Origin of the sequence: Streptomyces sp. NPDC051684 (genome assembly GCF_044453445.1) — a bacterium.
Lineage (GTDB): Bacteria > Actinomycetota > Actinomycetes > Streptomycetales > Streptomycetaceae > Streptomyces.
The window spans coordinates 352,522-377,917 of the sequence record NZ_JBITCS010000003.1 but is presented as its reverse complement, the minus strand read 5'-3'; the positions used below and the strand labels follow the sequence as shown (position 1 = coordinate 377,917).

Annotated in this window: 20 protein-coding genes; 12 read left to right on the top strand and 8 right to left on the bottom strand. The window is 72.1% G+C overall.

Features of this window, described 5'->3' with window-relative positions; all coding sequences use genetic code 11:
* Nucleotides 1-91: 91 nt before the first annotated feature.
* Nucleotides 92-835, bottom strand: a complete 744-nt coding sequence (cobM, locus tag ACIA8D_RS05970) for a precorrin-4 C(11)-methyltransferase (RefSeq protein WP_399229070.1) — start codon at nucleotides 833-835, stop codon at nucleotides 92-94.
* Complete coding sequence (gene cbiE, locus ACIA8D_RS05965; RefSeq protein ID WP_399229068.1) at nucleotides 832-2,076, bottom strand: precorrin-6y C5,15-methyltransferase (decarboxylating) subunit CbiE; 1,245 nt, start codon at nucleotides 2,074-2,076, stop codon at nucleotides 832-834. Before cbiE ends, cobM begins: the two co-directional genes overlap by 4 nt.
* A 384-nt stretch (nucleotides 2,077-2,460) precedes the next feature.
* On the opposite strand from cbiE, the gene ACIA8D_RS05960 reads away from it, so the two are divergent.
* Nucleotides 2,461-4,248: a DUF6049 family protein gene (locus ACIA8D_RS05960; RefSeq protein WP_399229066.1), complete on the top strand. Its 1,788-nt coding sequence runs from the start codon at nucleotides 2,461-2,463 to the stop codon at nucleotides 4,246-4,248.
* A 30-nt stretch (nucleotides 4,249-4,278) separates the two neighbouring features.
* On the opposite strand, the gene ACIA8D_RS05955 is transcribed toward ACIA8D_RS05960, so the two are convergent.
* Nucleotides 4,279-5,520 (bottom strand): nitrous oxide reductase family maturation protein NosD, encoded by a 1,242-nt coding sequence (locus tag ACIA8D_RS05955; RefSeq protein ID WP_399229065.1) that lies wholly within the window; start codon nucleotides 5,518-5,520, stop codon nucleotides 4,279-4,281.
* A 130-nt stretch (nucleotides 5,521-5,650) separates the two neighbouring features.
* Here ACIA8D_RS05955 and ACIA8D_RS05950 point away from each other — a divergent pair, with 130 nt between their 5' ends.
* Nucleotides 5,651-6,778 carry a Dyp-type peroxidase gene (locus ACIA8D_RS05950; protein ID WP_399229062.1) on the top strand — a complete coding sequence of 376 codons (1,128 nt, stop codon included), beginning with the start codon at nucleotides 5,651-5,653 and terminating at the stop codon, nucleotides 6,776-6,778.
* A gap of 112 nt (nucleotides 6,779-6,890) precedes the next feature.
* Nucleotides 6,891-7,751 carry a hypothetical protein gene (locus tag ACIA8D_RS05945; protein ID WP_399229060.1) on the top strand — a complete coding sequence of 287 codons (861 nt, stop codon included), beginning with the start codon at nucleotides 6,891-6,893 and terminating at the stop codon, nucleotides 7,749-7,751.
* Between the two features lie 112 nt (nucleotides 7,752-7,863).
* Here ACIA8D_RS05945 and ACIA8D_RS05940 read toward each other — a convergent pair whose 3' ends face one another.
* Nucleotides 7,864-12,702 (bottom strand): SpaA isopeptide-forming pilin-related protein, encoded by a 4,839-nt coding sequence (locus ACIA8D_RS05940; RefSeq protein ID WP_399229058.1) that lies wholly within the window; start codon nucleotides 12,700-12,702, stop codon nucleotides 7,864-7,866.
* 378 nt (nucleotides 12,703-13,080) lie between these two features.
* Between ACIA8D_RS05940 and ACIA8D_RS05935 the strand changes: the two genes are divergently transcribed.
* On the top strand, nucleotides 13,081-13,887 hold the full coding sequence (locus ACIA8D_RS05935; protein WP_399229055.1) for a L,D-transpeptidase: 807 nt from the start codon (nucleotides 13,081-13,083) through the stop codon (nucleotides 13,885-13,887).
* A 78-nt stretch (nucleotides 13,888-13,965) separates the two neighbouring features.
* On the opposite strand, the gene ACIA8D_RS05930 is transcribed toward ACIA8D_RS05935, so the two are convergent.
* A complete protein-coding gene (locus tag ACIA8D_RS05930) occupies nucleotides 13,966-14,919 on the bottom strand; it encodes a S8 family peptidase (RefSeq protein ID WP_399229053.1) in 954 nt (317 codons plus the stop codon).
* Nucleotides 14,920-14,974: 55 nt separating this feature from the next.
* Complete coding sequence (locus ACIA8D_RS05925; RefSeq protein ID WP_399229051.1) at nucleotides 14,975-15,946, bottom strand: LysR family transcriptional regulator; 972 nt, start codon at nucleotides 15,944-15,946, stop codon at nucleotides 14,975-14,977.
* Between the two features lie 100 nt (nucleotides 15,947-16,046).
* Here ACIA8D_RS05925 and ACIA8D_RS05920 point away from each other — a divergent pair, with 100 nt between their 5' ends.
* From ACIA8D_RS05920 to ACIA8D_RS05900, 5 genes are all read left to right on the top strand, one after another.
* On the top strand, nucleotides 16,047-17,285 hold the full coding sequence (locus tag ACIA8D_RS05920) for an MFS transporter (protein ID WP_399229050.1): 1,239 nt from the start codon (nucleotides 16,047-16,049) through the stop codon (nucleotides 17,283-17,285).
* Between the two features lie 59 nt (nucleotides 17,286-17,344).
* Nucleotides 17,345-18,127: a ParA family protein gene (locus ACIA8D_RS05915; protein ID WP_399229047.1), complete on the top strand. Its 783-nt coding sequence runs from the start codon at nucleotides 17,345-17,347 to the stop codon at nucleotides 18,125-18,127.
* Complete coding sequence (locus ACIA8D_RS05910; protein ID WP_399229045.1) at nucleotides 18,127-18,951, top strand: ParB/RepB/Spo0J family partition protein; 825 nt, start codon at nucleotides 18,127-18,129, stop codon at nucleotides 18,949-18,951. The genes ACIA8D_RS05915 and ACIA8D_RS05910 overlap by 1 nt, the downstream gene beginning before the upstream one ends.
* A 47-nt stretch (nucleotides 18,952-18,998) precedes the next feature.
* On the top strand, nucleotides 18,999-20,387 hold the full coding sequence (locus ACIA8D_RS05905) for a helix-turn-helix domain-containing protein (protein WP_399229042.1): 1,389 nt from the start codon (nucleotides 18,999-19,001) through the stop codon (nucleotides 20,385-20,387).
* Nucleotides 20,388-20,458: 71 nt separating this feature from the next.
* The gene (locus tag ACIA8D_RS05900) at nucleotides 20,459-21,790 is read left to right on the top strand and encodes a PP2C family protein-serine/threonine phosphatase (RefSeq protein ID WP_399229040.1); all 1,332 of its coding nucleotides are present in this window, start codon (nucleotides 20,459-20,461) and stop codon (nucleotides 21,788-21,790) included.
* Here the strand turns inward: ACIA8D_RS05900 and ACIA8D_RS05895 are convergent.
* Nucleotides 21,718-22,353 (bottom strand): NAD(P)-dependent oxidoreductase, encoded by a 636-nt coding sequence (locus ACIA8D_RS05895; RefSeq protein WP_399229038.1) that lies wholly within the window; start codon nucleotides 22,351-22,353, stop codon nucleotides 21,718-21,720. The genes ACIA8D_RS05900 and ACIA8D_RS05895 overlap by 73 nt on opposite strands.
* 125 nt (nucleotides 22,354-22,478) lie before the next feature.
* Between ACIA8D_RS05895 and ACIA8D_RS05890 the strand changes: the two genes are divergently transcribed.
* Nucleotides 22,479-22,913 carry a hypothetical protein gene (locus ACIA8D_RS05890; RefSeq protein ID WP_399229036.1) on the top strand — a complete coding sequence of 145 codons (435 nt, stop codon included), beginning with the start codon at nucleotides 22,479-22,481 and terminating at the stop codon, nucleotides 22,911-22,913.
* A gap of 10 nt (nucleotides 22,914-22,923) precedes the next feature.
* On the opposite strand, the gene ACIA8D_RS05885 is transcribed toward ACIA8D_RS05890, so the two are convergent.
* Nucleotides 22,924-23,352: an SH3 domain-containing protein gene (locus tag ACIA8D_RS05885; protein ID WP_399229034.1), complete on the bottom strand. Its 429-nt coding sequence runs from the start codon at nucleotides 23,350-23,352 to the stop codon at nucleotides 22,924-22,926.
* A 171-nt stretch (nucleotides 23,353-23,523) separates the two neighbouring features.
* Here ACIA8D_RS05885 and ACIA8D_RS05880 point away from each other — a divergent pair, with 171 nt between their 5' ends.
* The gene (locus tag ACIA8D_RS05880) at nucleotides 23,524-24,543 is read left to right on the top strand and encodes an ATP-binding cassette domain-containing protein (RefSeq protein ID WP_399229032.1); all 1,020 of its coding nucleotides are present in this window, start codon (nucleotides 23,524-23,526) and stop codon (nucleotides 24,541-24,543) included.
* On the top strand, nucleotides 24,540-25,394 hold the full coding sequence (locus ACIA8D_RS05875; RefSeq protein ID WP_399229030.1) for an ABC transporter permease: 855 nt from the start codon (nucleotides 24,540-24,542) through the stop codon (nucleotides 25,392-25,394). The genes ACIA8D_RS05880 and ACIA8D_RS05875 overlap by 4 nt, the downstream gene beginning before the upstream one ends.
* Nucleotides 25,395-25,396: the final 2 nt, after the last annotated feature.

Below are 25,396 nucleotides of genomic sequence, written 5' to 3'. Positions count from 1 at the left end.
CAACGGCTCAACGACCACCCAGGCCTGATCAGTCAGCTCATGACGACGCACCACGAAAACACCAACGCGCCAACCACTTTGCGGACACGACCTAGGGGCGGTCCCGGTCGACGGAGTAGAGGTGGCTGTCCCGGAACTGCGAAGCAGCAAGCGTGCGGCCCACGATGATCACAGCCGTGCGCAGCACACCCGCCCCCTTCACCTGCTCCGCGATGTCCCCGAGCGTCCCCCGCAGAACCAGTTCGTTCTCCCGGCTGGCGTACGCGACGACGGCCGCCGGGCACTCCGCCCCATAGTGCGGCGTCAGCTCCGCCACGATCCGGTCCACGTATCGCGCGCCCAGGTGCAGCACAAGAAGCGCCCCGCTCGCCCCGAGCGTCGCCAGGTCCTCACCGGACGGCATCGGCGTGGCCTGCTGGGCGATCCGGGTCAGGATCACCGTCTGGCCGACCGTCGGCACCGTCAGCTCGCGCTTCAGCGCAGCCGCCGCCGCCGCGAACGCCGGCACCCCGGGCACCACCTCGTACGGAATGCCGAGCGCGTCCAGGCGCCGCATCTGCTCGGCCACCGCGGAGAACACCGACGGGTCACCGGAGTGCAGTCGGGCCACGTCGTGACCGGCCTCGTGGGCCGCCGCGAACTCCCGCTCGATGGCGTCGAGGTCGAGGTTCGCGGTGTCGACCAGCTTCGCGTCCGCCGGGCACTCCGCGAGGAGTTCGGCCGGGACCAGCGACCCCGCGTACAGGCACACCTGGCAGTCCGCGAGCGTGCGCGCCCCGCGAACCGTGATCAGGTCGGCGGCGCCGGGGCCCGCCCCGATGAAATAGACCGTCATGCCTGTCCAACCCCTGTCTTCGTTACGGACCATTGCGTGACCGGCATCGCCTGCCGCCACCCCGTGAAGCCGCCGACCGGCACCGCGTGCGCCACGGACAGCTTCACCAGCTCGCCGCCGTGCTCCCGGTACCAGGTGGCGAGCAGCGCCTCGGATTCGAGGGTGACCGTGTTGGCCACCAGGCGGCCGCCCGGCGCGAGCGCCGCCCAGCAGGCGTCGAGCAGGCCGGGGGCCGTGAGGCCGCCCCCGATGAACACGGCGTCGGGCGGCGGGAGTTCGGCCAGCGCCTGCGGTGCGGGCCCGGTGACGACGGCCAGGCCCGGTACGCCGAGCCGCGCCGCGTTCCGCCCGATGCGGGCCGCGCGGGCCGCGTCCCGCTCCACGGCGTACGCGTGGCAGGACGGGTGCGTGCGCATCCACTCGATGCCGATGGAGCCCGAGCCGCCGCCGATGTCCCAGAGCGTCTCGCCGGGCGCCGGGGCGAGCGCGGCCAGCGTCGCGGCGCGCACATGGCGCTTGGTGAGCTGGCCGTCGTTCTCGTACGCGGCGTCGGGCAGGCCGGGCGCGGCGCCGAGGCGCAGGGCGTCAGGGGCGCGGCGGCAGTCGACGGCGATCACGTTCAACGGGTCGCCGGGCGCGTGCGTCCACTCCTCGGCCACCCCCTCGTACGACGTCTCCTCCTCGGCGCCGAGGCGTTCGAGGACCGTGAGCCGGCTCGGCCCGAAGCCCCTTTCGCACAGCAGCTTCGCGACCTCGGTGGGGGTGTCCGCGCCCGCGGAGAGGACGAGGACGCGGCGGCCGTGGTGCAGCGTGGCGGCGAGCCGGTCCGCCGGGCGGCCGACGAGCGTGACCACGTCCGTCTCCTCGACCGGCCAGCCGATCCGCGCACAGGCGTAGGACACGGAGGACGGGTGCGGCAGGACGTGCAGCGCGTCGGCGCCGACGGTTTCGGTGAGCGTGCGGCCGATGCCGTAGAACATCGGGTCGCCGCTCGCCAGGACGGCGACGCGGCGTCCCGTGTGGCGCGCCAGGAGGCCGGGTACGGCGGGGCGCAGCGGGGAGGGCCAGGGGACGCGTTCGCCGGGGCATCGCGGCGGGAGCAGGCCGAGTTGGCGGGGGCCGCCGATGACGACGTCCGCGCCGCGGAGGGCGTCGCGGGAGGTCTCCGGGAGTCCCTCCCACCCGTCCGCGCCGATTCCGACGACGGTCACCGCGGGTATGGCGGGGTCGGGGGGAGTCACGGCCGGTTACCTCAGGTGGGAGCGTCAACGTCGGCCCGCACTCTATCGGGCGACATTGGCTCCGCCTCGATCGCACCGGGTTCCGCGGCACCGTGCTTGACGTCTCGGGGCTCTGCCCCGGACCGCGCTGCTCAATCGCCGCAGGGGCTTGAAAAGCCCATCCGTCGCTGGGGCCGGAGAGCGGCTTGATGTGCCCACCCGCCACGCGATCAGGGCTCCGCCCCGAGTGGGCAGCTCAAGCCCCGCCGGCGATCGAGGCGCGGGGTCCGGGGCGGAGCCGCGTGGCCGTGCACGACGCGCCGCAAGCCGGTACGGTCCCCGTCCCCGACACTCCCACCGTGTTACCTCAGGGACGGGTGACCCATCGGCAGAAGGCAGGGCGACATGGCGGGATACGGGACGGCACGGGCCTGGGCCCTGACCGCCATGGTGGTCGGGGCCCAGGCCCTCCCCGGCACGACGCCGGAGGCCGCCGCCAAGGACGACCCCGCGCCGACCGCCGTCGTCTGGCCGGTGACCACGACCCCGCACATGACGGCGGCCGCCCTCGGCTCGGGCCCGAACGCGAAGCCCGTCTTCGACGACGACTCGCTCGCCGGCCTGTTCGCGCCCGGCGGCCGGCTGCGCGAGGTCGTCGAGGCGGGCAAGGGCCGCGACATCAGCTGGGCGCTCGACCCGGACGTGGTGATCGCCGCGCAGGAGATGTCCACGGGCTACCGCGTCGCGAAGAACGCCGACTCCGCCTCGCCGCAGGACACCACCGAGGGCACGGGGCAGAGCGCGGCCCGGTCCTGGCTCAGCGCGCTGCGGGAGGCCGTCGAGGGCCGCGAGGTCTGGCTCCTGCCGTACGCCGACACGGACCTCGCCTCGCTCGCCCACCACCCCGGCACCGACACCGAGGACCTCACGGAGGTCGTGTCCGGGCTCGCGGCGGAGGCGAGGAAGCGGGTCGACCGGATCCTCGACACGACCACCCGCTCCGGACTCGGCTGGCCCGTCGACGGCGCGCTCGACTCCGACGTGACCGCGCTCGGCGCGAAGTTGGGCGTGACGCGGGTCCTCGCCTCGGGCCAGGGGCTCACGCCCGCGGGCGCCGAACCGGTGACCGTGGGCAGCGGCGACGACGCGATGACGGCGCTGCCCTACGAGGCCGACCTCACGACGGCGCTCGGCCGGCTCAAGGACCGGGCGCCCGACCCCACGCCCTCCGCCTCCTCGCCGTCGCCTGCGACCACGTCGCCCAGCGGCTCCCCCGCGTCCCCGGACCCGAGCGCCTCCGCGAGCCCCGACACCGCCGACAAGGCCACCGTCGACCACATCACCTCGCTCCTGAAGGCGAACGCCCGGCCGGTCCTCGTACCGCCCCGCAATCTGTCGGGCACGGCGGCGGACGCGCTCGCCGCCGCCGTCGACGCCGGCACGGAGGACGGCTGGCTCGACCTCCAGGACCTCCGCGCGGCCGACGACGACCCGGTGAAGGGGCGGGCGGGGTCCCCGTCCGCGTACCCGGAGCGGCTGCGCGACAGCGAGCTCGGCAAGGAGCAGCTGACCGACGCCGCGGGCGACCTGGACCGGCTCGCGACCCTCAGCAAGGTGCTCGCCGACCCGAAGGACACCACGGAGTCCGTGCACGCGGCGATGGCCCGCGCGCTGGCGACCGCGTGGCGGGTCGAGGAGGACTCGGCGCAGCGGACGTTCCAGGACCGTACGACGGACTTCCTGTCGACGTCGGTGAAGTCGCTGCGCCTGGTGCCGAAGACGACGGTCACCGTGACGTCGGGCGACGCCTCGATCCCGGTCACGGTCGACAACGCGTTGCAGCAGGAGGTCTCCGGGCTCGAACTGCGCGTCACGTCCAGCGACTCCGAGCGTCTCAAGGTCAACGACGACGAGATCTCCGTGTCGGCCGAGGGCTCGGCGAGCCACACCTCCCAGATCGACGTCACGGCGAAGGCGAACGGCAAGGCGCATCTGACGGCGCGGCTCTACACGACGAGCGACGGCAAGCCGTGGGGCGAGGAGATGGCCTTCGAGGTCGACGTGACGTCGGTGTCCTCGGGGGCGATCGCCGTGGTGGCGGCGGGCGTCGGGCTCATCGTCCTGGCCGCGGCGTTCCGGATGCGGAAGGTGCGGCGGCGCAGTGGCGGGAACCACGACGAGTCGGCCGAGTAGACCCCGGGCCTCACACCGTCGCACCGCGGCCTATGGGCGTTGGGGTTGCGCGGGTGGGGCAGGGACCACGCGGAACGACATGCCGGGCGGCGCCGTGACCCGGCTCGGCTCGCCCGGCTTCAGCGGTGCGCCGCCGCCCGCCCCGCACGCGCGCGGCAGGGACTTCGGGGCCGTCGTGCGCTCGCCGTTGCCGGTGAAGCAGTTGCCGCGGGCCGCGTTCGCGGCCAGGACGAGGTCGGTGCCATTGCCGCGGACGCGGTTGTCGCGCACGGTGTTGCCGCGGGCCGGATAGCCCTGCTCGTCGCGGAGCAGCAGGCCGCCCGCGCGGTTGCCGGTGATGGTGTTGCGCTCCACTGTGTTGCCGACGCCGCCGCCGATCCCGATGCCGATGCCGAACCCGCCGTCGGCCTGGGCGGGGCTGGCCGGTTCGTTGTTGTCGGCGACGGTGTTGCGCCGGATCACCGCGTGGCGCTGCGGGCCGAGCGCCTCCAGGTCGTTGGAGTTGACGGTGATGCCGACCCGGTTGCGGCGCACCTGGTTGTCCTCGACGGTCAACTTCTCGGAGGAATTCGTCAGTTCGATGCCCACCGCGTTGTGGGTGACGGTGTTGTGGCGCACGGTCGTGGCGCAGGGGCGGCACTGGCCGACGTAGATCCCGGAGTCGGCCTGCCCGGAGGCGTAGGAGTGCTCGATGACGCCGTCGCGGGCGTCGAAGGCGTAGATGCCGTACAAGGCGTTGTTGTACGCGGTGATGTACGCGCCCCTGAAGCCCTTCAGCGGCGGGAACTTGACGGTGTCCAGCGGGTCGTAGATCGCGCCGCCCCCGCCCTCGCCCTGGAGGGTCTCGTCGGTGACGCCGGTGAAGAGCACGCCATTGGCGAGGTGGTTGCGGACCGTCAGGTTCTCCACCGTGGACCCGGGCCCGGTCACGGTGACGCCGTTGCCGCGCTTGAACTCGCCGTCGATGACGACCTTGTTGCGGTCGGTGCCGCGCAGCGCGACCCGCTTGGTGCGCATCGAGACGGCCTCCTTGTAGACGCCGGGCGAGACCAGGACGACGTCGCCGGGCAGGGCCGCGTCGACCGCGCCCTGGATCGTCGCCGAGTCGGCCGGCACCCGGATCACGGCGGCCTTGCCCGGCGGCCCCGGCCGGCTGTCGGGGGTGTCGGCCGCGCACCCGGTGACAGCAGCCAGGCCCGCAAGGGCCACCACCGCGGCGAGAACGGCGCGGAGGGGAAGGAGCCGCACGCGGCGGCGTAGGGGGAGACGCATGGCGACCAGATGTACCGTCCAACTCGCCCCATAAGCAACAATCAAGAAGTTATGTGACCTATGCGGTCTATGTAGTGCGATCCATACGGTTCGTCAGCACCTTGCGCCGATTGACCCTTGAGGAGCCACCATGTACACCTCCAGTCGGCGTGCCGTACTCACCGCCGCCGCCCTCGCGGGCGCCGCGTCCGGCTGCGCCCGAGCACCGCGGGACGCGGCCGACGACCGGCCCGCCACGCCCTTCTACGGCACGCACCAGGCAGGCGTCCTGACACCCCCTCAACCCAGCGTCCTGATCGTCTCCTACGACCTCGGCGCCCGCACCCGGGGCGCCGCCGGGGCCCGGGCGCTGCGCTCGGTGCTGGCCGCCTGGAGCCGGCTGCTGGGCGAGCGGGATCGCGAACTCGACGCCGCGGACGGCCGGTTGGCGTCGGCACGAACCTCTCGGCTCACCGCGACCGTCGCCGTCGGCCCCGCACTGCCGAGGCGGCTCGGACTGCGCTCCCCCGCCCTGCTGCGCGAACTGCCCGCGTTCCCCGGCGACCGCCTGGAGGAGCGGCGCGGCAGCGGCGACGTCCTCGTGCAGGTGTGCGCCGACGACGCGTGGACCTGCAACGACGCCGCGCTCGCCCTGGACGACGCCGCCGCCGGCGTCCTCACGCCCCGCTGGCGCCAGCCCGGCTTCCTGCCGCCGACCGGGCCGGGCCGCACCCCCCGCAACCTCTTCGGCTTCCTCGACGGGACCGCCAACCCCGCCCCCGCCGACGCGCCCCGCCACGTCCACGTCGCGAACGGGCCCGACCGGGGCGGCAGTTACCTCGTCTACCGGCGCATCCGGATGGACCTCGCCGCGTTCGCCGCCCTGGACCGCGGCCGCCAGGAGCGGATCATGGGGCGCCACCGGGTGGACGGGGCACCGCTGGGCGGACGCCGCGAGCACGACGAGGTGAACCTGTTCGCCAAGCGGCCCGACGGCGAGTACGTCGTCCCGGCCGACGCGCACGTCCGGCTCGCCCACCCACGGCTCGACGGAGGGGCGCAGATGCTGCGGCGCGGCTACAGCTACGCGGACGCCGCCGACGACCAGGGCCTGCTCTTCCTCGCGTACATGAAGGACCCCGACCTGTTCGTCCGCGTACAGGAACGCCTTGCGGGGTCCGACGCCCTGAACCGCTTCACCCGGCACACCGCGTCCGCCGTCGCGTACGTGCTGCCCGGGGTGCGGCGGGGCGAGTCGCTGGGCGCGCCGCTGCTGTGACCCCGGCCGCGGCGGCGCCCGAGCCGTCGCGACAGGGCCGAACGGCGGAAATCGGCGTGCCGCCCGGCGTCCTTCGCGGCCGGGCCCGCGGCCCACCGATGGGGTACGCGGTATGCCGATCTCCACAACCTTGCGCCGCCGTTCCCTGCGATGGGGTGTCCCGGCCGTGCTGCTCGCCTCGCTCGCCACGGTCGCCGCCGTCCGGCTCGGCGAGGATCCGCCCGCCGCGCACGCGGTGACCTCCGCCGAGGCCCAGCGCTTCGCGCTCGCCCGGCTCAGCCGGTTCGAGGCCAGCCCGACCCGGGTCCGCGTGCGGGTGCCGCAGCGGGAGGCGACCGTCACCGTGGACGGCGTCGTCGACTACCGCAGCCATCACGGGATCGGCCGGTTCGACCAGGGCTCGCAGGGCGGCCTGCTCGCCTGGGACACCTCGGGGCTCGGCGTGGCCACCGACGGCCCCGCGGGCGGCGCCGCGGGGCCCGCCCCGGCCGGGGGCAAGCAGCGGGCGCTGAAGCTCGCCGACGCCGCGCGGATGTCCACGGACCAGTGGTCGCCGCGCCAATACACCTCCGACCCGCTGGACAGCATGCTGAAACTGACCGTGCTGCTCGGCCAGGACCGCCCGGAGAACGCCCAGTTGCTCGCCCAGTCCGGGGCCCGCTGGACCGGCACCGAGGAGATCGACGGCCGCTCCTACGACATCTTCGCGGGCCCGCGCCCGGCCCCGCAGGGCAAGAAGAAGCAGGGCGCCAAGCCGGGCGGGATGCGGGCGGAGCAACAGAGCGGGAAGCAGACGGGGCCGGTGCGGGCGGGCGGGTCCCCGCTGCGGTTCTACGTCGCCGAGGACGGCGCCCTGCGCCGGGTCACCGTGCGGCTGCCCGGCCAGTCCCGTACCGGGGTCGTCGACTTCGTCGCCGACAAGGTGCGGCAGAAGGTGCCGGGCAGGCCCTGGCAAGCGCGCCAGGGCCACTGAACCGCCCGACCGCCCTCTCCCCCCGGTCGCCACGGCCGAAGGCCCCCACCGCGAGCGCGGTGGGGGCCTTCGGAAACAGCGGGGCCGGCGGATCAGAGCCGGCCCCGGCGGGTTACTTCTTGTGCCCCTTCTTCAGGTCGGCGGGCTGGTTGGTGACCTTGACGGTCACCTTCTGGTGCTTGGAGTTCACGGCGATCGGTCCGTGGACCGTCTTCCGCGGCTTCTTGTAGCCCTCGGGAACGTCCGTCTCCACCAGGTAGTACGTACCGCCGGCGAGCTTGCTCCAGGAGCAGCGGCCCTTTCCGTTGGTGGCGCAACCCACGGCGACGCGGGTGTCGTGCTTCTTCCCGCTCCGCTTCAGGCCCTTCTTGCCGTCGGTGTCCTTCCACAGCTCGAACACCGCGCCACGGAGCACCTTGCCGGTCCGGGCGTCCTTCTTGACGACCTGGACGCCGTACTTCGGCGCCGGCTTGGGCGGCTTCGGGGGCTTCGGAACCTCCCAGTTCCACGGGTCCTCGTCGTCGACCGGCTTCTTGCTGGTCATGCCGATGCCGGTGACAGTGGCAGCGTCGCTGTGCATGACGCCGGCCGGAACGCCGGACACCATCAGCGTGCACTTGAAGGAGGCGCCGACGGCGAGCATCGACGGGTTCTCCTTCGCCCACGACGCTTCCCAGCGGACCTCGGACTTCCGGCCGTCCTTCCCCTTGCCCTTGCTTCCGTCGGGGAAGGTGCAGGCCAGGTCCTTCACCTTGCCGGGGCCCGAGGTGAAGGCGTCGTCGACCGTGATGTTGCTCAGCGGCTCGGTGCCGTTGTTGGCGATCGTCAGGTCGATGAGCTGGTCACCCAGCTTCTTGCCCTTCACGGCCTGGGCCTGCGTGTCCGCGTCGGACCCCGTCTCCCGGTCCGCCTTCTCGATGTCGACCTTGGGGTTCGGCGTCTCCGTCACCGGAGGCTTCGGCTCGTCGTACGCGGTGGCCGAGAACTCCCGGCTCTCCGCGTTGACCGTGAACGGCCCCGTCACCGGGTTGTCCGGAAGCTGGTAGCCCTCGGGCGCCTTCGTCTCGACGATCGAGTACTCGCCCGGCGCCAGGTCCTCCCAGTCGCAGGCACCCTCGCCGTCCGTCGTGCACACGTCCCCGGACTTGGTGTCCGGCTCGTCACCGTCGGTCTGAAGACCCTCGGTGCCGTTGGACTCCATCCACAGCTGGAACTGCGCTCCCGCCAGCTCCTCCTCGGTCTTCGCGTCCTTCTTCACGACCGAGATCATCCCCGTCGGAACCTTCCAGTTCCACGGGTCCTCGTCATCGACCGGCTTGCCACTGTCGGAACCGACTCCGGCGACCGTGGAGTTGTCGGTGTGCAGCACACCGGCCGGCACACCGGTCACGGTCGTCGTGCACTTGAAGGAAGCACCCACGGCGAACTTCGCCGGGTCCTTGTCGGACCAACTGGCCTCCCACCGCACCGACCGGCCCGCCGGATCGTCACCACTGGTGCCGTCCGGGAAGTCACAGTGCAGATCCTTCACCGAACCCGGACCCGCCGTCACCGAGTCACCGACGACGACCTTCACGAGCGGCTCGACACCGGTGTTCTTGATGGTCATGTCGATGACCTGGTCCTTGACCTCGGACCCCTGCACCGCCTGATCGGCGCTGTCCGCGTCCGAACCCGTCTCCCGGTCCATCTTCTCGATGTCGATCAACGGGTTCGGAGTCTCCGTCACCGGAGGCTTCGGCTCGTCGTACGCGGTCGCCGAGAACTCCCGGCTCTCCGCGTTGACCGTGAACGGCCCCGTCACCGGGTTGTCCGGAAGCTGGTAGCCCTCGGGCGCCTTCGTCTCGACGATCGAGTACTCGCCCGGCGCCAGGTCCTCCCAGTCGCAGGCACCCTCGCCGTCCGTCGTGCACACGCCGCCGGACTTGGTGTCCGGCTCGGCGCCGTCGGTCTGCAGACCGTCCGTACCGTTGGACTCCATCCACAGCTGGAACTGCGCTCCCGCCAGCTCCTCCTCGGTCTTCGCGTCCTTCTTCACGACCGAGATCATCCCCGTCGGAACCTTCCAGTTCCACGGGTCCTCGTCATCGACCGGCTTGCCGCTTCCGGCGCCCTTGCCGCTGACGGTGGAGTTGTCGGTGTGCAGCTTGCCGGCCGGTACACCGGTCACGGTCGTCGTGCACTTGAAGGAAGCACCCACGGCAAGCTTCGCCGGGTCCTTGTCGGACCAACTGGCCTCCCACCGCACCGACCGGCCCGCCGGATCGTCACCACTGGTCCCGTCCGGGAAGTCACAGTGCAGATCCTTCACCGAACCCGGACCCGCCGTCACCGAGTCACCGACCTTGACGTTCACCAGCGGCTCGTCGCCGTTGTTGGTGATCGTCATGTCGACGACCTGGTCCTTGACCTCGGACCCCTGCACCGCCTGATCGGCGCTGTCCGCGTCCGAACCCGTCTCCCGGTCCATCTTCTCGATGTCGATGCCCGGCTTGGGGGGCTCCGGAGGTGTGGTCGGCTCCTCCGGCTTGTCGCTGACCGTCGCCTCGTACTCCCGGTTCGCCACGCTCAGCGTGAACGGGCCCGTCACCGGGTTGTCCGGCATCTGGTAACCCTCGGGCGCCTTCGTCTCCTGGACGTAGTACTCACCCAGCGGCAACTCGTCCCAGGCGCAGGCACCGTCGTCGTCCGTGGTGCAGGCGGCCCCGGACTTCGTGTCCGGCTTGTCACCGTCGGTCTGAAGACCGTCCGTGCCGTTGGACTCCTTCCACAGCTGGAATCCGGCGCCCGGCAGCACCTTCCCGGTGTCGGCGTCCTTCTTGACGACCTTGGCCTTACCGGTGATCACCTCGGGGGTATCCCGGTTGAAGCCGAAGTCGTACGTGTGGTTGTTGCGGCCCGGCCCACCGGTCGTGAACGGGATCTCGGGGTACTTGCCGCCCGCCGGGACCTTGCCGTCGCTGTCGATGTGGTTGTTGCCGCCGGCATCGTTCTGCGTGACGTCCCAGCCGTCGAGCGGTCCGCCCGCTGCGTAGTCGTCCGGGTTGTCGACGGCGACCTTGTAGTCCTTGCCGGTCTTCCACTTGTCGGCGGGGACGTTCTTCAGCAGCGTCGAGTCGAAGTAGTACTCGCCGCGGTCGTTGGTCTTGCCGGTCGCGATCTTGTTGCCGTCGGCGTCGTAGAGGTTGACGGTGGCACCGGCCACGGGCTTCTCGCCCGGGTCCTGGATGCCGTCCTTGTCCTCGTCGTACCAGAGGCGGTTGCCGACCTGGAGCGGGGCGAGATCACAGAGGACCTCGAGGTCACCGATGCCGCCGGCCTTGCCGAACATGGTGGTGACGAGGAGGCCGCCGGAGTCGGTGCCCTTCTCCCGGTCGAAGAAGCGCACGCCGCTGTTGCCCGCGGTGTTGAGCGGGTCGTACAGCGATGCCGCCAGCTCGTTCTCGACGCGGCTCAGGGCCATGCCACCGAGCGCGGCTTCCTGGTGATTCTTCAGCCCGTAATCGGCCGGGTAGTACTCGCGGACGTCGTCGTCCTGCTTGGCGAAGTCCTGGAGGTCCTCGTGGTTCTCACAGGCCCCGTTGCCGTCGAGGACGAACTTGCCGTCCTCGTTCTTGCAGGCGCGGTTGATGTCGCCACCGCTCTGCACACTGTTCTCGACGCCGGTGTACCGGTCGTGGAAGGCGACGGCGAGGTCGCCGTCGCTCTCCTCGATGATGTCGAGCATGATCGGCTGCGGGTACACGTACTGGGCGTTGCACTTCTTCGTGCCGGTCTCGGTGTACGAGACGTACTGGCCGCCCTTGTCGGCCCACGGGTGCCAGCGACGGCCGCCGCACTCCTTGCCGACACCGGAGTTGGCGGCGCCGCGCGCGAAGTTCAGCGGGTCGTTCATGACGATGTCGCCGAACGTCTGCGCCTGCGCGTCGTACGTGCGGATCACGGCGCGCATGTCGTCCGGCTTCCCGGAGGTCTCGCCGGAGCACACACCGCCGACGTAGACGACGCCGTTGTGCACGCCGAGCGCGCCCGGACGCCAGTCGTTCTCCCCGCCGGGACAGTCCGGGGCGGGGATCGGGACGGCGGCCTTGGGGGCCGAGCCGGCGGGCTTCGTCAGGTCGTACGTGTACAGCGTCTTGTCCGCCATGCTGACGACGTACAGCTCCGAGTCGTCCTCACTGGTGTCGATGTCGCCCAGCGAGCTCCTGCCGACGTCGGACGCCGGGGGCTTCTTCCCCTCGGTGCCGGGGCCGCCGCTCGGCACCGTCGCGAACTGCTTCGTCGTGTTCGTCATCATGTCCGTGACGTACACGGTGTTCGGGCCGCCCGGCCCGAAAGCGGACCGGGCCCTGGCGTAGTTCGCGCTGTACAGGCTCTTGCGCGTGCGGTCGTAGCCGAGCCCCCACAGCGCGGTGCCCGTCTCGTCGCCCTGGGCGTGCGCGGTGCCTCCGCTGGACTGGCTCCCACGAGCGTCGTAGGGATAGGTCTTGATGGAGTCGTGCGACGCGTGATTGCCGTTGTGCTGCACGCACATCGCGAGCGGCGCGTTCTTCTGGCAGTAGTCCGACGGGTTCCAGAACGCGGTCGTGTACTCCACGTCCTTGCCGCCGGACAGGTCGACGAACTCCTCCGCCGACGACAGCTTGTTCGGCGCCCCGTTCAGGCCCTCGGCCGACGCGAACGCGGGCGCGTAGAGCTTCGCGTCCGGGTTCTTCGCCTGGACGCGGTACTTGCCGCCCGTCAGCGCGGCGCCCGGCGACAGGGTCACCGTGCCGTCCGCGCCCGTCTTCCCGGACACGGAGAGGCCGTTGTCGTCGGTCAGGGTGACCTCGACGCCCTCCCAGCCGGGTTCGAGGACGGAGTCCCAGTCACCGTTCGCGTTGACCTCATGGACAACACGGACAGTGACGGAACCGTCCCCGGCCTCCGCGGCCGCTCTGCCGGTCGGCACGACCGCTCCGGCGCTCCCTGCTGTGAGTACGCTCGCGAGCAACGCACTCGCCGCTGCCAGGCATTTTCTGCCTGGCAGCCATGCTGGTCGGGTCACTGACGGGTCCATCCACACTCCATCGGCCGTTGACCCCGAAGGTCAACAAGAAATAAAAATCCAGGACGAAAGCCGTATTCCGGATACGGAGAGTAGTCAAACGTCAAGGAATCCTCCTGCCGCAGTAAGTCCACCGAAGAGCGCAGTTGTATCCGCGTGTCGTAGTGGCCCGGCGGCGGACGCACTGTGCGCCGAACGGCCCTGCCGCACCGAGCGGTCCCGGCCCGCACGTGACTGAGATGGGCTCGTCACATCCACTCGCCCCGCGTACGGAGTCCGTCCATGCACCAACCACGCCTAGCCGCCGCCCTCATAACCGCAGTGCTCCTCGGCTCGGCGGCCCCCACCGCGCAGGCCGTCACACCACCCGCCGCCACCGCGGCCGCGGGCTGCACCCCGAGAACCGGCCCCTACCAATGGGAGATGGAGAAGAGACTCGGCCTGAAGCAGGACGGGCGGGCGTCCGTCGCGGACTGCGTGGCCGTCAAGAAGCTGCAGAAGCGGCTGAAACTGAGGCAGACCGGCAAGGCGGACACCCGGACGTACCGGATGCTGCTGGTCGACGACGTCCGCCGGAATCCCAACGCGCGCAAGCAGTGCCCGAAACGCAAGTACCGGGTGACCTGCGTGGACCTGAACCGGCAGATCCTGTGGGTGCAGGCCGCGCGGACCGGCAGGCTCGTGTTCGGCCCGGTGCCGATGCGCAGCGGACTGCGCGGCGTCGAGACCCGCACCGGCTGGCACAAGATCTACTGGCGCCACAAGAAGCACTTCTCCACGATCTACGACAACGCGCCGATGCCGTACGCCCAGTTCTTCGACGGCGGGCAGGCCCTGCACGGCACGTACCACGACCTGTTCTCGTCCGGCTCCGGCGGCTGCGTCAACCTGCGGGTGAAGGACGCCGCCGCGCTGTGGAAGCTCCTGCGCACCGGCGACCACGTCTACGTGTGGGGCAAGAAGCCCGGCACCAACCGGCGCGGCCTGCCCAGCGACGATCTGCTGATCGCCCAGGGCTTCGGCTCGTTCGACATCGCCGAGGAGCCCACGCCGCAGACCCCGCTCACCCCCGGGGACCAGGCCCGGTAACGTCCGGGAACAGGAACGGCGACGGGCCCGGCCGCTGATCGGCCGGGCCCGTCGCCCTTTGCTCCGCCTTCTTCGCGCTTACTTCGCCTTCTTCACCGCCGCCTCGGCGTCCACGATGCCGAGGCCGAGCTTGGCGTTCTTCTTCGGGTTGGCGGCCGTCTCCCGGATCGTGGAGATGATCTCGTCGGGGTCGAGCCCCTGGTGGTGCAGGAGCGCCGCGAGCGCGGAGACGTAGGGCGCCGCCATCGACGTGCCGGAGAGCTTCCCGTAGCCGGACGTGTCCTTCAGGGTCTCCTTCGTCTTGTACGTCGGCAGCGTCGAGAGGATGTCCTCGCCGGGGGCCGAAACGGCCTGCTCGGCGCCGAAGTTGGAGAAGTCGGCCGCCGTGCCCTTCGCGGTGCTGGCGCCGACGACCAGGACCGGCGTCTGCACCTTGTACGGCTGGGTGTCCGCGCCGTCGTTGCCCGCTGCCGCGACGACGACCGCGCCCTTGTCGTGGGCGTGCTGGATGGCGTAGTTGAGGATGCCGCCCTGGAGCAGCTTCGTCATCAGGACGCCCTCGCCGAGCGAGAGGTTGATGACGTCGGCGCCGTGGTCGGCGGCCCAGACGATGCCCTTGGTGATGTTGCCGTTGGATCCTGAGCCGTTCGCGCCGAGCACCCGCACCGGCATGATCTTGGCTCCTGGCGCGCCGCCCGCGATGCCGACGCCGTTGTCGGTGTGGGCGGCGGCGATGCCGGAGACGTGCGTGCCGTGGCCGTTGAGGTCCTTGGGGTCGTCGTCGCCGTCGACGAAGTCGTGGCCGTCGACGATCCTGCCCTTGAGGTCGGGGTGGTCGGTGGCGACGCCGGAGTCGACGACGGCGATGGTCGTGTCGTCGCCCTTCGACGTGTCCCAGGCAGCCGGCAGTTTCATCGCGTCGAGGGCCCACTGGTCCTTCCGCATGGGGTCCGGCTTGCTGTCGTCCCCGCAGGCGGTCAGGAGCAGGAGGCCGGCGACGGTGGCGGCGACGAGCGGTGTACGGATGCGCATGGTCCGAGCCTGCGGGCCCGCGCCGTCTCACGCATGTGGTGGCCAGCCGTGTGGGCTACCGCCGGTCCCGACCCGCCCAGTGGGGCGTCCAGAAGTCGGCCGGTCCGCCGTCCTCCTGACGTTGGTACCGGTCCGTCAGATACGCCCGCAGCGCCGTGAGACCGGGGTGCCGGTTGTCGGCCCGCCACAGCAGCGACAGCGGGTAGAGCGGGGTGGGGCGGCGTACGGGGATGAAGCGCAGTTCGATGTCCGCGGGGCGGGTGAGCGGGGTGCGGGTGCCCATGATGGTGGCCACGTCGTCCGCCGCGGCCACCGTGCGCAGCAGGTGGCCGCCGCCGAAGGTGGTGCCGCCGACGTCGATGGTGAGGCCGAAGGCGCGCTCCAACTCCTCGTAGTACGCGGCCCATTCGCTGCCCCTGGCCATGCCGGGCATCCAGATCCGGTGCCCGGCGAGTTCGGCGGGCGTGACCTCGGACCGGTCCGCCAGGGGGTGCGCCGCGCCGGTGACGAGGATCGCCGGCTCGTCGATGACGCGGGCGCTGCGCACCTCGCGCGGCAGCCGGTCCTCGGGCACCGCCCGCGTCCAGAAGGCGGCGTCGACGCCTCCTTCCCGTACGGAGGCGAGCGCGGCGGGGCCGCCGTGGCCGAGGGCGACGACGTCGAGCGGGAGGTGCGGGTGGGCCTCGTGGAAGTCCTGCACGACGCCGTTGGTGATCACGTTGGCGCCGAGCACGTCCACGCGCAGGGGCCGGCGCCCGCCGCGTACGGAGTCGGCGGCGCGCTCGGCGGCCGCGAGCAGCTCCCGCGCGTACGGCAGGAAGGTCTCGCCGTCGAGGGTGAGCCGGGCCCCGCGCGGGGTGCGGGTGAACAGGCGCGCGCCGAGCTCCCGCTCCAGGGCGGCGACGCGCTTGGAGGCGGCCTGCTGGGTGATGCCCAGCTCGGCGGCGGCGATCTGGATCTGGCCCTCGTCGGCGACGGCGACGAAGGTGCGTACGTTCTGGAGGTCCACGGGGTGCACGACAGCCATACAACCATTGGTTGTGCGGATGCGGTTGTCGGTTGTTTGCCGCGGCGTGCCGTCCGGCGCTTGTATCTCCCGGTCGGCGGCGGGAACGGGAGGCGGTTCGGTGCGGCTCGGACGGGATTTCGGGTGGCTGTGGGCCGCCTTCGCGGTGAGCACCGCCGGGTCGTGGCTGGCACTCGACGCGTTCCAGCTGATCGCCGTCCTGGTGCTGCACAGCAGTGCCGCGCAGGTGTCGTTCCTGGCGGCGGCCGGGCTCGCGGTCGGCGCGCTGCTCGCGGTGCCGCTCGGGCCGTGGATCGAGTTCCGGCGCAAGCGGCCGGTGCTGGTCCTCGCGGACCTGGTGCGCTGCGCGGCCCTGCTCACGCTGCCCGCCGCGTACGTCCTCGACGCGCTCACCTTCGCCCAACTCGTCCTGGTGTCCGTGGTGGTGGCCGCCGCCGACATCGTGTTCCGGGCGGCGAGCGGCGCCCACCTCAAGGCGCTCGTGCCGGACGAGGGACTGCTGGCGGCCAACGCCCGCTTCGAGTCGACCCAGTGGACCGCCACGACCGTCGGGCCGCCGCTCGGCGGCGCGCTCATCGGCGCCTTCGGGCCGCTCACGACGGTCCTCCTGGACGCGGTGAGCTACGTCCTGTCGGCGGTGGGCGTGCGCGCGATCCGCGCCCCCGAGCCGGTCCCCGCGCGCGGCGCGAACGGCGGCCGGTTCAACGCCGCCGACATCGCCGAGGGCTGGCGCCACCTGTGGCGGCGGCCCGGACTGCGCGCCCTGTTCCTCAACAACACGCTGGTGAACGCCCTGATCATGGTGGGCGCCCCGCTCATGGCGGTGCTGCTCCTCGACGAACTGGGCCTGTCCCCCTGGCAGTACGGCCTCGTCTTCGGGATCCCGTGCCTGGGCGGCCTCGCCGGCTCCCGGCTCACCGGGCCGCTGGTGCGGCGGTACGGGGCGCGGCGGGTGCTCCTCGTCAGCGGGACGACCAGGGCGTGCTGGCCGATCGGCCTCGCGTTCGTGGTGCCCGGTGTCGCGGGGATGCTCGTGGTGGTGGGCGTGGAGTTCGGCCTCATCACGTGCAGCGCCGTCTTCTCCCCGGTCATGGCGGCCGAGCGGCTGCGGCTCACGGACGACGACCGGGTGGCCCGGGTGCTGTCCGCCTGGACGGTCACCCAGCGCGCCGTCACGGCCGTGCTGACGCTGACGTGGGGCGCCTTCGCGGCACTGATCGGGACGCGCGGGGCGCTGGCGCTCGCCGGAGTGCTGCTGCTCGCGACGCCCCTGCTGCTGCGCGGCCTGCGCTCCCCGGCGTGTACACCCCGCCCCGCGGCGCCCACGCTGCCAGAGTGACCACGAACAACCGCCCCAAATGCGCCGGATGTCCCGGTTCAGGGAGTTAGGGAGCTTTCGTGGCACACGTACACGTGATCCTCAATCAGAAGGGCGGCGTGGGCAAGTCCACGCTCGCCGTGAACCTCGCGGCCGTCACCGCCGACGTGCTCGGCGCGGGTGCCCCCGACGCCGAACGCCCGCCGGTCGTCGCCGTCTCCATCGACCCGCAGGGCTCGGCCGTCTGGTGGTCGGAGCGGGTCGGCGACGGCCTCCCCTTCGACTTCGTGCAGGCCCACGACGATCTCTCGGGGCTCGCCGCGCTCTCCCGCATCCCGTCCGCCGAGCACGTCTTCGTCGACACCCCCGGCTGGCTCGACCTCGCCGACGACGACGGCGACGACCCCCTCGGCAAGGGGGCGGCCGCCGACGCCCTGCGCGCGGTGCTCTCCAACGCCACCGACGTCATCGTGCCCATCGAGCCGGAGCCGCTCGGCTTCCAGCCCACGCAGCGCACGGTGGAGCGGGTCGTGAAGCCGCGCGGACTGCCCTTCCGCGTGGTCATCAACAACTGGGACCCGCGCGACGGCAAGGCCGACCTGGCGCAGACCCGCGCGTTCGTCGAGGCGCAGGACTGGCCGCTCGCGCGCACCGTCGTACGCCACTACAAGCTGCACACGCGGGCCAGCGCCGACGGCCTGGTCGTCACGCAGTACGGCGCCAACCGGGTCGCCCTCCAGGCCCGCGAGGACTTCTTCCGGCTCGCCCTGGAGGTCGGCCTCGCGGCGATCCCGGCCCCGGCCCGCAGCAAGAAGTCCTCCCGCACCACCACGAAGCGCACGAAGAAGAAGGTGAACGTCTGATGGGGCGCCGTACCGACCTCTCCTCGCTCCTGTCCTCCGACAAGGCGGCCGCCGAGGAGCAGGCCGCGGCCCCGGCCCAGCGCAGACGCCCCGACACCAAGCCGCTGACCGTCCCGATCGGCGACCTCACCGAGAACCCGGACAACCCGCGCCACGAGCTGCGCGACCTCGACGGCCTCGCCGAGACGGTCCGTGAGCGGGGCGTCCTCCAGGCCCTCGGCGTCGTCTCCGCGTCCGTCTTCCTCGCCGCGCGCCCGCACCACAAGGAGGCCGTGGGCGAGGCCCCGTACGTCGTGCTGCACGGCCACCGGCGGCTCGCGGCGGCCCGGATGGCGGGCCTGGACGAGGTTCCGGTCCTGGTCAGGGACGATGCGACACGGTCCGACGAGGACGCGCTGATCGAGAACGTGCAGCGCGACGACCTCACGGAACTGGAGCAGGCGCAGGCCATCCAGGGCCTGATCACTTCATACGGCTACTCGCAGCGCCAGGTCGCCGCCCGGATCGGCAAGACGCAGGGCTTCATCTCGCAGCGGCTGTCCCTGATGAAGCTGCGCGAGGACATCCAGGAGGCGCTCGCCGACGGCCGCGTCTCCATCGAGGACGCCCGCCGCATCGCCCGCCTCCCGAAGGACGATCAGGTGCTCCCCGGCGAGCCGGAGGCCGCCGCGGCCGTCCCTGCCGCCCGCAAGGAGAAGCGCGGCCGCGATTACGGCGTAATCAAGATCGACAGCCGGGGCACCCCGGACGATGTGGTCGAGGCGCTGCGCCGGCATCTGGCCCCGGCCACCCTCGACCGGATCATCGAACTGCTCGGCCGATAGTCGACCGTGTCGTCGATGCGGTCGCCGGGGTCGCCTACCGTGGCCCCGTGCTCGAAGTGCCGACCATGGCGTCCCCGCCCGTGACCCCGCAGCCGCCCGCCGAGGCCGTCGCCCCGCTGATGCGCGGCCTCGACGTGCTCGGGCGCCTCACGGACGCGGACGGCACGCTCGCCCTCGCCGACCTCGCCCGGGTCACGGGCCTGGCCCGCTCCACGGTCGACCGGATCTGCGCGACCCTCGCCCACCTGGGCTTCGTACGCCTCGACGGGCGTGACGCCGCGCTTGCCCCGCCCCTGATGACCGTCGCCAACGCCTGCCTGGACGCGCTGCGGGTGCCGGGGCTCCTGGGCCCCCTCGCCGACGCGCTGGCCGACGAGCTCGACGAATCCGTCTCCCTCGCGGTCCCCGACGGGGACGACATCCGCTTCGTCCACCAAGTGCTGCGCAGGCGCGCCCTGTCGATCAGCTTCCGGGTGGGGGACGCGCTGCCGATGGACGGGTGCGCGCCGGGTCTGGTGTTCCGGGACGGCTTGGAGCTGGCCGTCGACGACCAGCTGGTCGAGCCGGGCCTGGTGGCGGTGGCGGTTCCCGTGCGAGGGCCGGACGGTTCGGTGGTGTGCGCGGTGAGCGTCGTCAGCCACACGAGCCGGCATGGCGCCGGGGAGCTGGCGGGGGCGGTGCGGGGGCCGTTGGAGGCGTGTGTGCGGTCGATGGAATCCGTACTGGGCACTTCTTCCTACGCCTCGGGGCTCCGCCCCGAACCCCGCGGCCTCTCGTCCACAAAGCAGGCTCCAGTGGTGTCACTTGCCCGCGGACTCGACGTCCTGACAGCCTTCGACGCCGTCCACCCCACCTTGACGCTCAGCGAAATCGCCGAGGCCACCGGTCTCGCCCGTGCCACGGCCCGCCGCGCCCTCATCACCTACGAACACCTCGGCCACGTCACCCACCAGGGCCGCACCTACCGCCTCACCCCCCGCGTCCTCTCCCTCGGCTGCGCGCCCCTGTCCCGCACCACGCTCCCCCGCATCGCCGCACCGCACCTCGCGGACCTGTCGAAGCGGCTCGGCGAATCCGTCGGCCTGTCGGTACCGGACGGCACGGCCGTGCGGTGCACCGCACGGGTGACGCCGCGCCGGGTCATGAGCGTCGACATCGGCGTCGGCTCCCGGCTGCCCGCCGCGGACACGGCCGCCGGGCGGCTGCTGCGGGACGGCGGCGAGCTCGCCGTGGCCGACGGGCCCGAGGCCGGACTGCGCTCGGTCGCCGTGCCGGTGCGGGACCGGGCGGGCCACGTGGTGTCCGCACTCGACGTCACCGCGCACCAGGGGCGCGGGGACGACGCCGCGTGGGCGGCGGAGCTCACCGGGACCGCGGAGCGCATCGCGGCGGACCTGCACGTGACGTCACGCTTCGTGAGCGTCCCCGTGCACTGAGACCCGGATCTCACCCGCGTACGGACCTTGGTCCCTACTGCTCACGACCAATGCCCCGCATTCTCGACGTGATGACATCTCGTGGCTCGAGCGGCTTCCACTCCTCGATCCGTGGCGCGGACCCCACCGACACCCGCCCCACGGGCGGTTGGCGTGCCATGGTGCTGCTCGTCGCGGTGATGGCGCTCATCATCGCCACCCTCGACGTCGCGACGCCCGCCGACTTCCAGGCGCGCGCCCTGCTCGGCCTCGTGCCGATCGTGGTGGCGCTGCTCGCCCCCGTGTCCGTCACGGCCGTCGTCACCGGAATGCTGATCTGCGTCTACGTCGGGCTCCAGGCCGTCGCGCCGCTGCCGACCAGCGGGAGCTGGGACCTGCTCGGGCCGCTGATGATCGGCACCGGCGGCCTGCTCGGCGTGCTGATCGCGCGCCGCAGGGAGGAGCAGCGGGCCCGCGTCCAGGCCCTCACGGACATCGCGGAGGCCACCCAGCGCGCGGTGATGCGCGGCCTGCCCGAGCGCTTCGAGGACCTGCGCATCGCCGACTTCTACCAGCCCGCCGCCCGCGCGGCCCGGGTCGGCGGCGACTGGTACGACTTCCAGCCCTCGCCGCACGGGGTGCGCGCGGTGCTCGGCGACGTCAGCGGGAAGGGGCTGCCCGCGGTGTCCGCATCGGCGTGGCTGCTCGGCGCGTTCCGGGAGGCGGCGTACCACGAGGAGCGGATCGAGGAGGTGGCCCGGCGTCTGGAGATCGCCATGCAGCGCTACAGCGCCTGGACCCGGATCACCCACGACGAGGGCCTCACGGACGCGTTCTCCACCGGTCTGCTGCTGCACTTCCCGCCGACGGACCCCGAGTGCGTCGACATCGTCAACTTCGGGCACGAGCCGCCGCTGGTGGTCACCGCGGACGGCCGCGTGCACACCCCCGACCTGCCGGCCGGACTCCCCCTCGGCATGGGGACGCTGGGCGCCGCGGCACCGACCGTGGCCCGGCTGCCGTTCGGGGTCGGGGACACGCTGATCCTCTTCACCGACGGCGTGACGGAGTGCCGCGACGCGGACGGCACCTTCTACCCCGTACGCGAGCGGCTGCCCCGCCTGGTGTCGCCGCGCGGCGCGCAGGAGTCGCCGGAGGCGCTCCTCGGCCGCCTCGCGGAGGATCTGCGCGCGCACCGGTACGGACCGCCGAGCGACGACGCCGCGATCACCTTGCTCCGCAGGACCGCCGAGCGCGCGGGCTACGAGAACGAGGCGGACGCCGAGCTGTACGAGTACCGGCACAAGGAGCCCGATGACACGGCCGACACGGCCGTTCAGGGGGCCGCGACTCAGTACGCGACCGACATGCGCTTCCTGGAGTGCGCGTCGCGCTCGATCTCGTCGACGAAGGCCAGCGCGTAGTCCTCGGCACTGATCCGGCTCTCGCCGTCCGCGTCCTTCATCAGCCGGTCGCCGCCGATCCGGAACTCCTCGGTGCGCTCCCCCGGCCCGATTTCCGCGGCGGGCGAGATGTACGTCCAGTCCAGGTCGTCGACGGTGCGCAGATACTCGAGCACGTCCCGGTGCGCGAGCGCCTCGCCGCGGTACGCGTCGGGGAAGCCCGGCTGGTCCACGAGCGCCTCGCCGGGCGCGACCTCCAGGCTGCCCGCCCCGCCGACCACCACGAGCCGCGCGACGCCGGACCCGCGCACTCCGGCGACCACCGCCTCGTTGAGCGAGAGGAACGGCGCGACGGGGTCGGAGCCGTCGCGGGGCGGCGCGAGCGCCGAGGCCACGGCGTCGTGCCCGCCCGCGAGCTCGGTCAGCCGCTGTACGTCCGCGACATTCGCGGCGGCGGCCGTGCAGCCGGCGACGGGCACGTCGCCGGAGCGGCTGACGGCGGTCACGCTGTGGCCGCGGCCCAGGGCCTCGGCGGCGATGCGGCTGCCGACCATGCCGGTGGCGCCCAGGAGCAGGATGTTCATGCGCTCAGCGAAACACGGTGCGCCACCGCGCGCATGTTGCGAAGGGCGTGCCACGAGAGGTCAATGGAAGACGAAGAACGCGAGACTCGGGGCATCCGAGGGGGCCTGGCAGAAAGGAGCCCGTCATGGCTCAGCATGCGGCACCCGCACCGGGACGCGGCGGCACCGGACACACCGGCGGCGCGGCGCTCTCCCCGACGAGCGCGGCCGTCGTCGTTCCCGTCGTGACCGGCATCGCGTACGGCTTCTGGGCGGCGAGCATCGACCGCTTCGGCGGCGAGGTCACCGGGGGCAACATCGCGCTCGGCTTCGTCACTGGCATCATCGTGGCGGCGCTCTGCTTCGGCATCCACCACTGGTCCCGGCAGCAGGCGGGCCGGCACTTCCTCGCGCGGGCCTCGGCCTGGGGCGCGTTCGCCGGCATCGCGATCGGCTTCCTGCACAGCCTCTCGGACCCCGCGATCCTGTGGTCGGTCATGCTCGGCCTGGTCATCGGCGCGTCCACGTTCGTGGGCACGTACTACCGCTACTACTCGGCGAGCGAGTACGCGCCCTTATAGAACGTACGTTCTAGAAGGTGACGCCGAACTCCCGGTACTCCCGGTAGTAGAAGCTGCTCGGGCCGTGGTCATGACCGCGATCGTGCCGCGGCCCGTCGGGCGCCCCGGACGTGCAGCTCGGCACGCCGCGGCCGCCGGTGTCCACGTACGCGGCGCTGGCCCAGCCGCGGGCGCCCGTGAACCAGTACCAGGTCGTGGTGCCGTGCACGGACGAGCCGTCGGTGGCGCACTCGATACGGTCCTGGCTGCCCGGCGCGAGCCGGTACACGACGGATGCCGAGGTGCTCGGCCCCGAGCGCAGATTGAGGTCCGACGGGGAGACGACCGTCCCCCAGACGACGTCCCCGCTGTTCGCACCGGCCGGTGCCGCGGCGGTCACGGCGAGCAGCCCGCCCGCCAGAAGCCCGGCGGCAGCCAGAGCAGGAGTGGTTCGGCGCATGATCGGCCTCCTAGGATGAACCCTGGATCCCCACGATCTCCACGCCCCCACGTCCAGGAAACACCCGTTCGGCCCAGTGCTCCACCTGAGGCGCGGCGGCTCCGGGCGGCCGATGAGTTCCCGGCGCGGGGCCGGTCTGCCTCTGTGACGTGACCGAGAGGGGCATCCGACATGAGCACCACCGCGACCGGCCTGGCCATCGAGACCGCGGGCCTCGTCAAGATCTTCGGCGACAACCGCGCCGTCGACGGCATCGACCTGACCGTCCCGGCCGGCACGGTCTACGGCGTGCTCGGACCGAACGGCGCGGGCAAGACCACCGCCGTGAAGATGCTCGCCACGCTGCTGCGGCCCGACGCGGGCGAGGCCCACGTCTTCGGCCACGACGTGGTGCGCGAGGCCGACGCGGTGCGCTCCCGCGTCAGCCTCACCGGCCAGTACGCGTCGGTCGACGAGGATCTGACGGGCCACGAGAACCTCGTGCTGCTCGCCCGTCTGACCGGCCACGCCAAGAAGTCCGCGGCCGCCAGGGCCGGCCAACTCCTCGACGCGTTCGGCCTGTCGGAGGCGGCGGGCCGCCAGGTGAAGAACTACTCGGGCGGCATGCGGCGCCGCATCGACATCGCCGCGTCCATCCTCAACACCCCCGACCTGCTGTTCCTGGACGAGCCGACCACCGGGCTCGACCCGCGCAGCCGCAACCAGGTGTGGGAGATCGTCCGCGCCGTCGTCGCCCAGGGCACGACGGTCCTGCTGACCACCCAGTACCTCGACGAGGCCGACCAGCTGGCCGCCCGGATCGCCGTCATCGACAAGGGCCGGGTGATCGCCGAGGGCACCAAGGGCGAGCTGAAGTCCTCGGTCGGCTCGGGCTCCGTCCACGTACGCCTGCGCGACGCGCACCAACGCCCGGATGCCGAGCGGCTGTTGAACACCGTGCTCGACGCGCAGGTGGTCCTGGAGCCCGACCCGGTGGCGCTCACCGCCCGCGTCGGCGGCGCCTCCAACGGCCGGGGCGCCGCCGAACAGGCCTCCCGCGCGCTGGCCGAACTGGCCGCCGCCCGCATCACCGTGGACACCTTCGCCCTCGGCCAGCCCAGCCTCGACGAGGTGTTCCTGGCCCTCACCGACCAGCCCGTGCAGGACCAGAACCCCGTACGCGACCAGACGTCCGAGGAGGCGACGGCATGACGACCGCCACCACCTCCAGCACCGAGGCACAGGAACTCGCCCCGGTCAGCGCCGATTCCCTCGCCGAGCTGCTCATCGCCAAGGAGCGGCCGCCCCGGCCCAGCGCCCTGTCCGCGTCGCTCACCTTCGGCTGGCGCGCGATCCTGAAGATCAAGCACGTGCCGGAGCAGCTCTTCGACGTGACGGCGTTCCCGGTCATGATGGTGCTGATGTACACGTACCTGTTCGGCGGCGCCCTGGCCGGCTCCCCGGGCGAGTACATCCAGTACCTGCTGCCCGGCATCCTCGTGATGTCGGTCGTGATGATCACGATGTACACGGGCGTCTCGGTCAACACCGACATCGAGAAAGGCGTCTTCGACCGCTTCCGTACGCTGCCGATCTGGCGCCCGTCCGTCATGGTCGGGTACCTCCTCGGCGACGCCCTGCGCTACACGATCGCGTCCGTCGTGATGCTCGCCGTCGGCCTGATCATGGGGTTCCGGCCGGACGGCGGGGTGCTCGGCGTCCTCGCGGCCATCGCGATCCTGCTGGTCTTCTCGTTCGCGTTCTCGTGGATCTGGACGATGTTCGGGCTGCTGCTGCGCACTGAGAAGTCCGTGATGGGCGTCAGCATGATGGTGATCTTCCCGCTGACGTTCCTCAGCGACATCTTCGTGAAGCCCGAGACCATGCCGGGCTGGCTGCAGGCCTTCGTCAACAACAACCCCGTCACGCACGTCGCGTCCGCCGTGCGCGGCCTGATGGAGGGCGACTGGCCGACCGCCGCGGTGCTGTGGTCGCTGGGCTGGGCGGCGCTGCTGATCGCCGTGTTCGGGCCCGTGACGATGCGCCTCTACAACCGCAAGTAGGG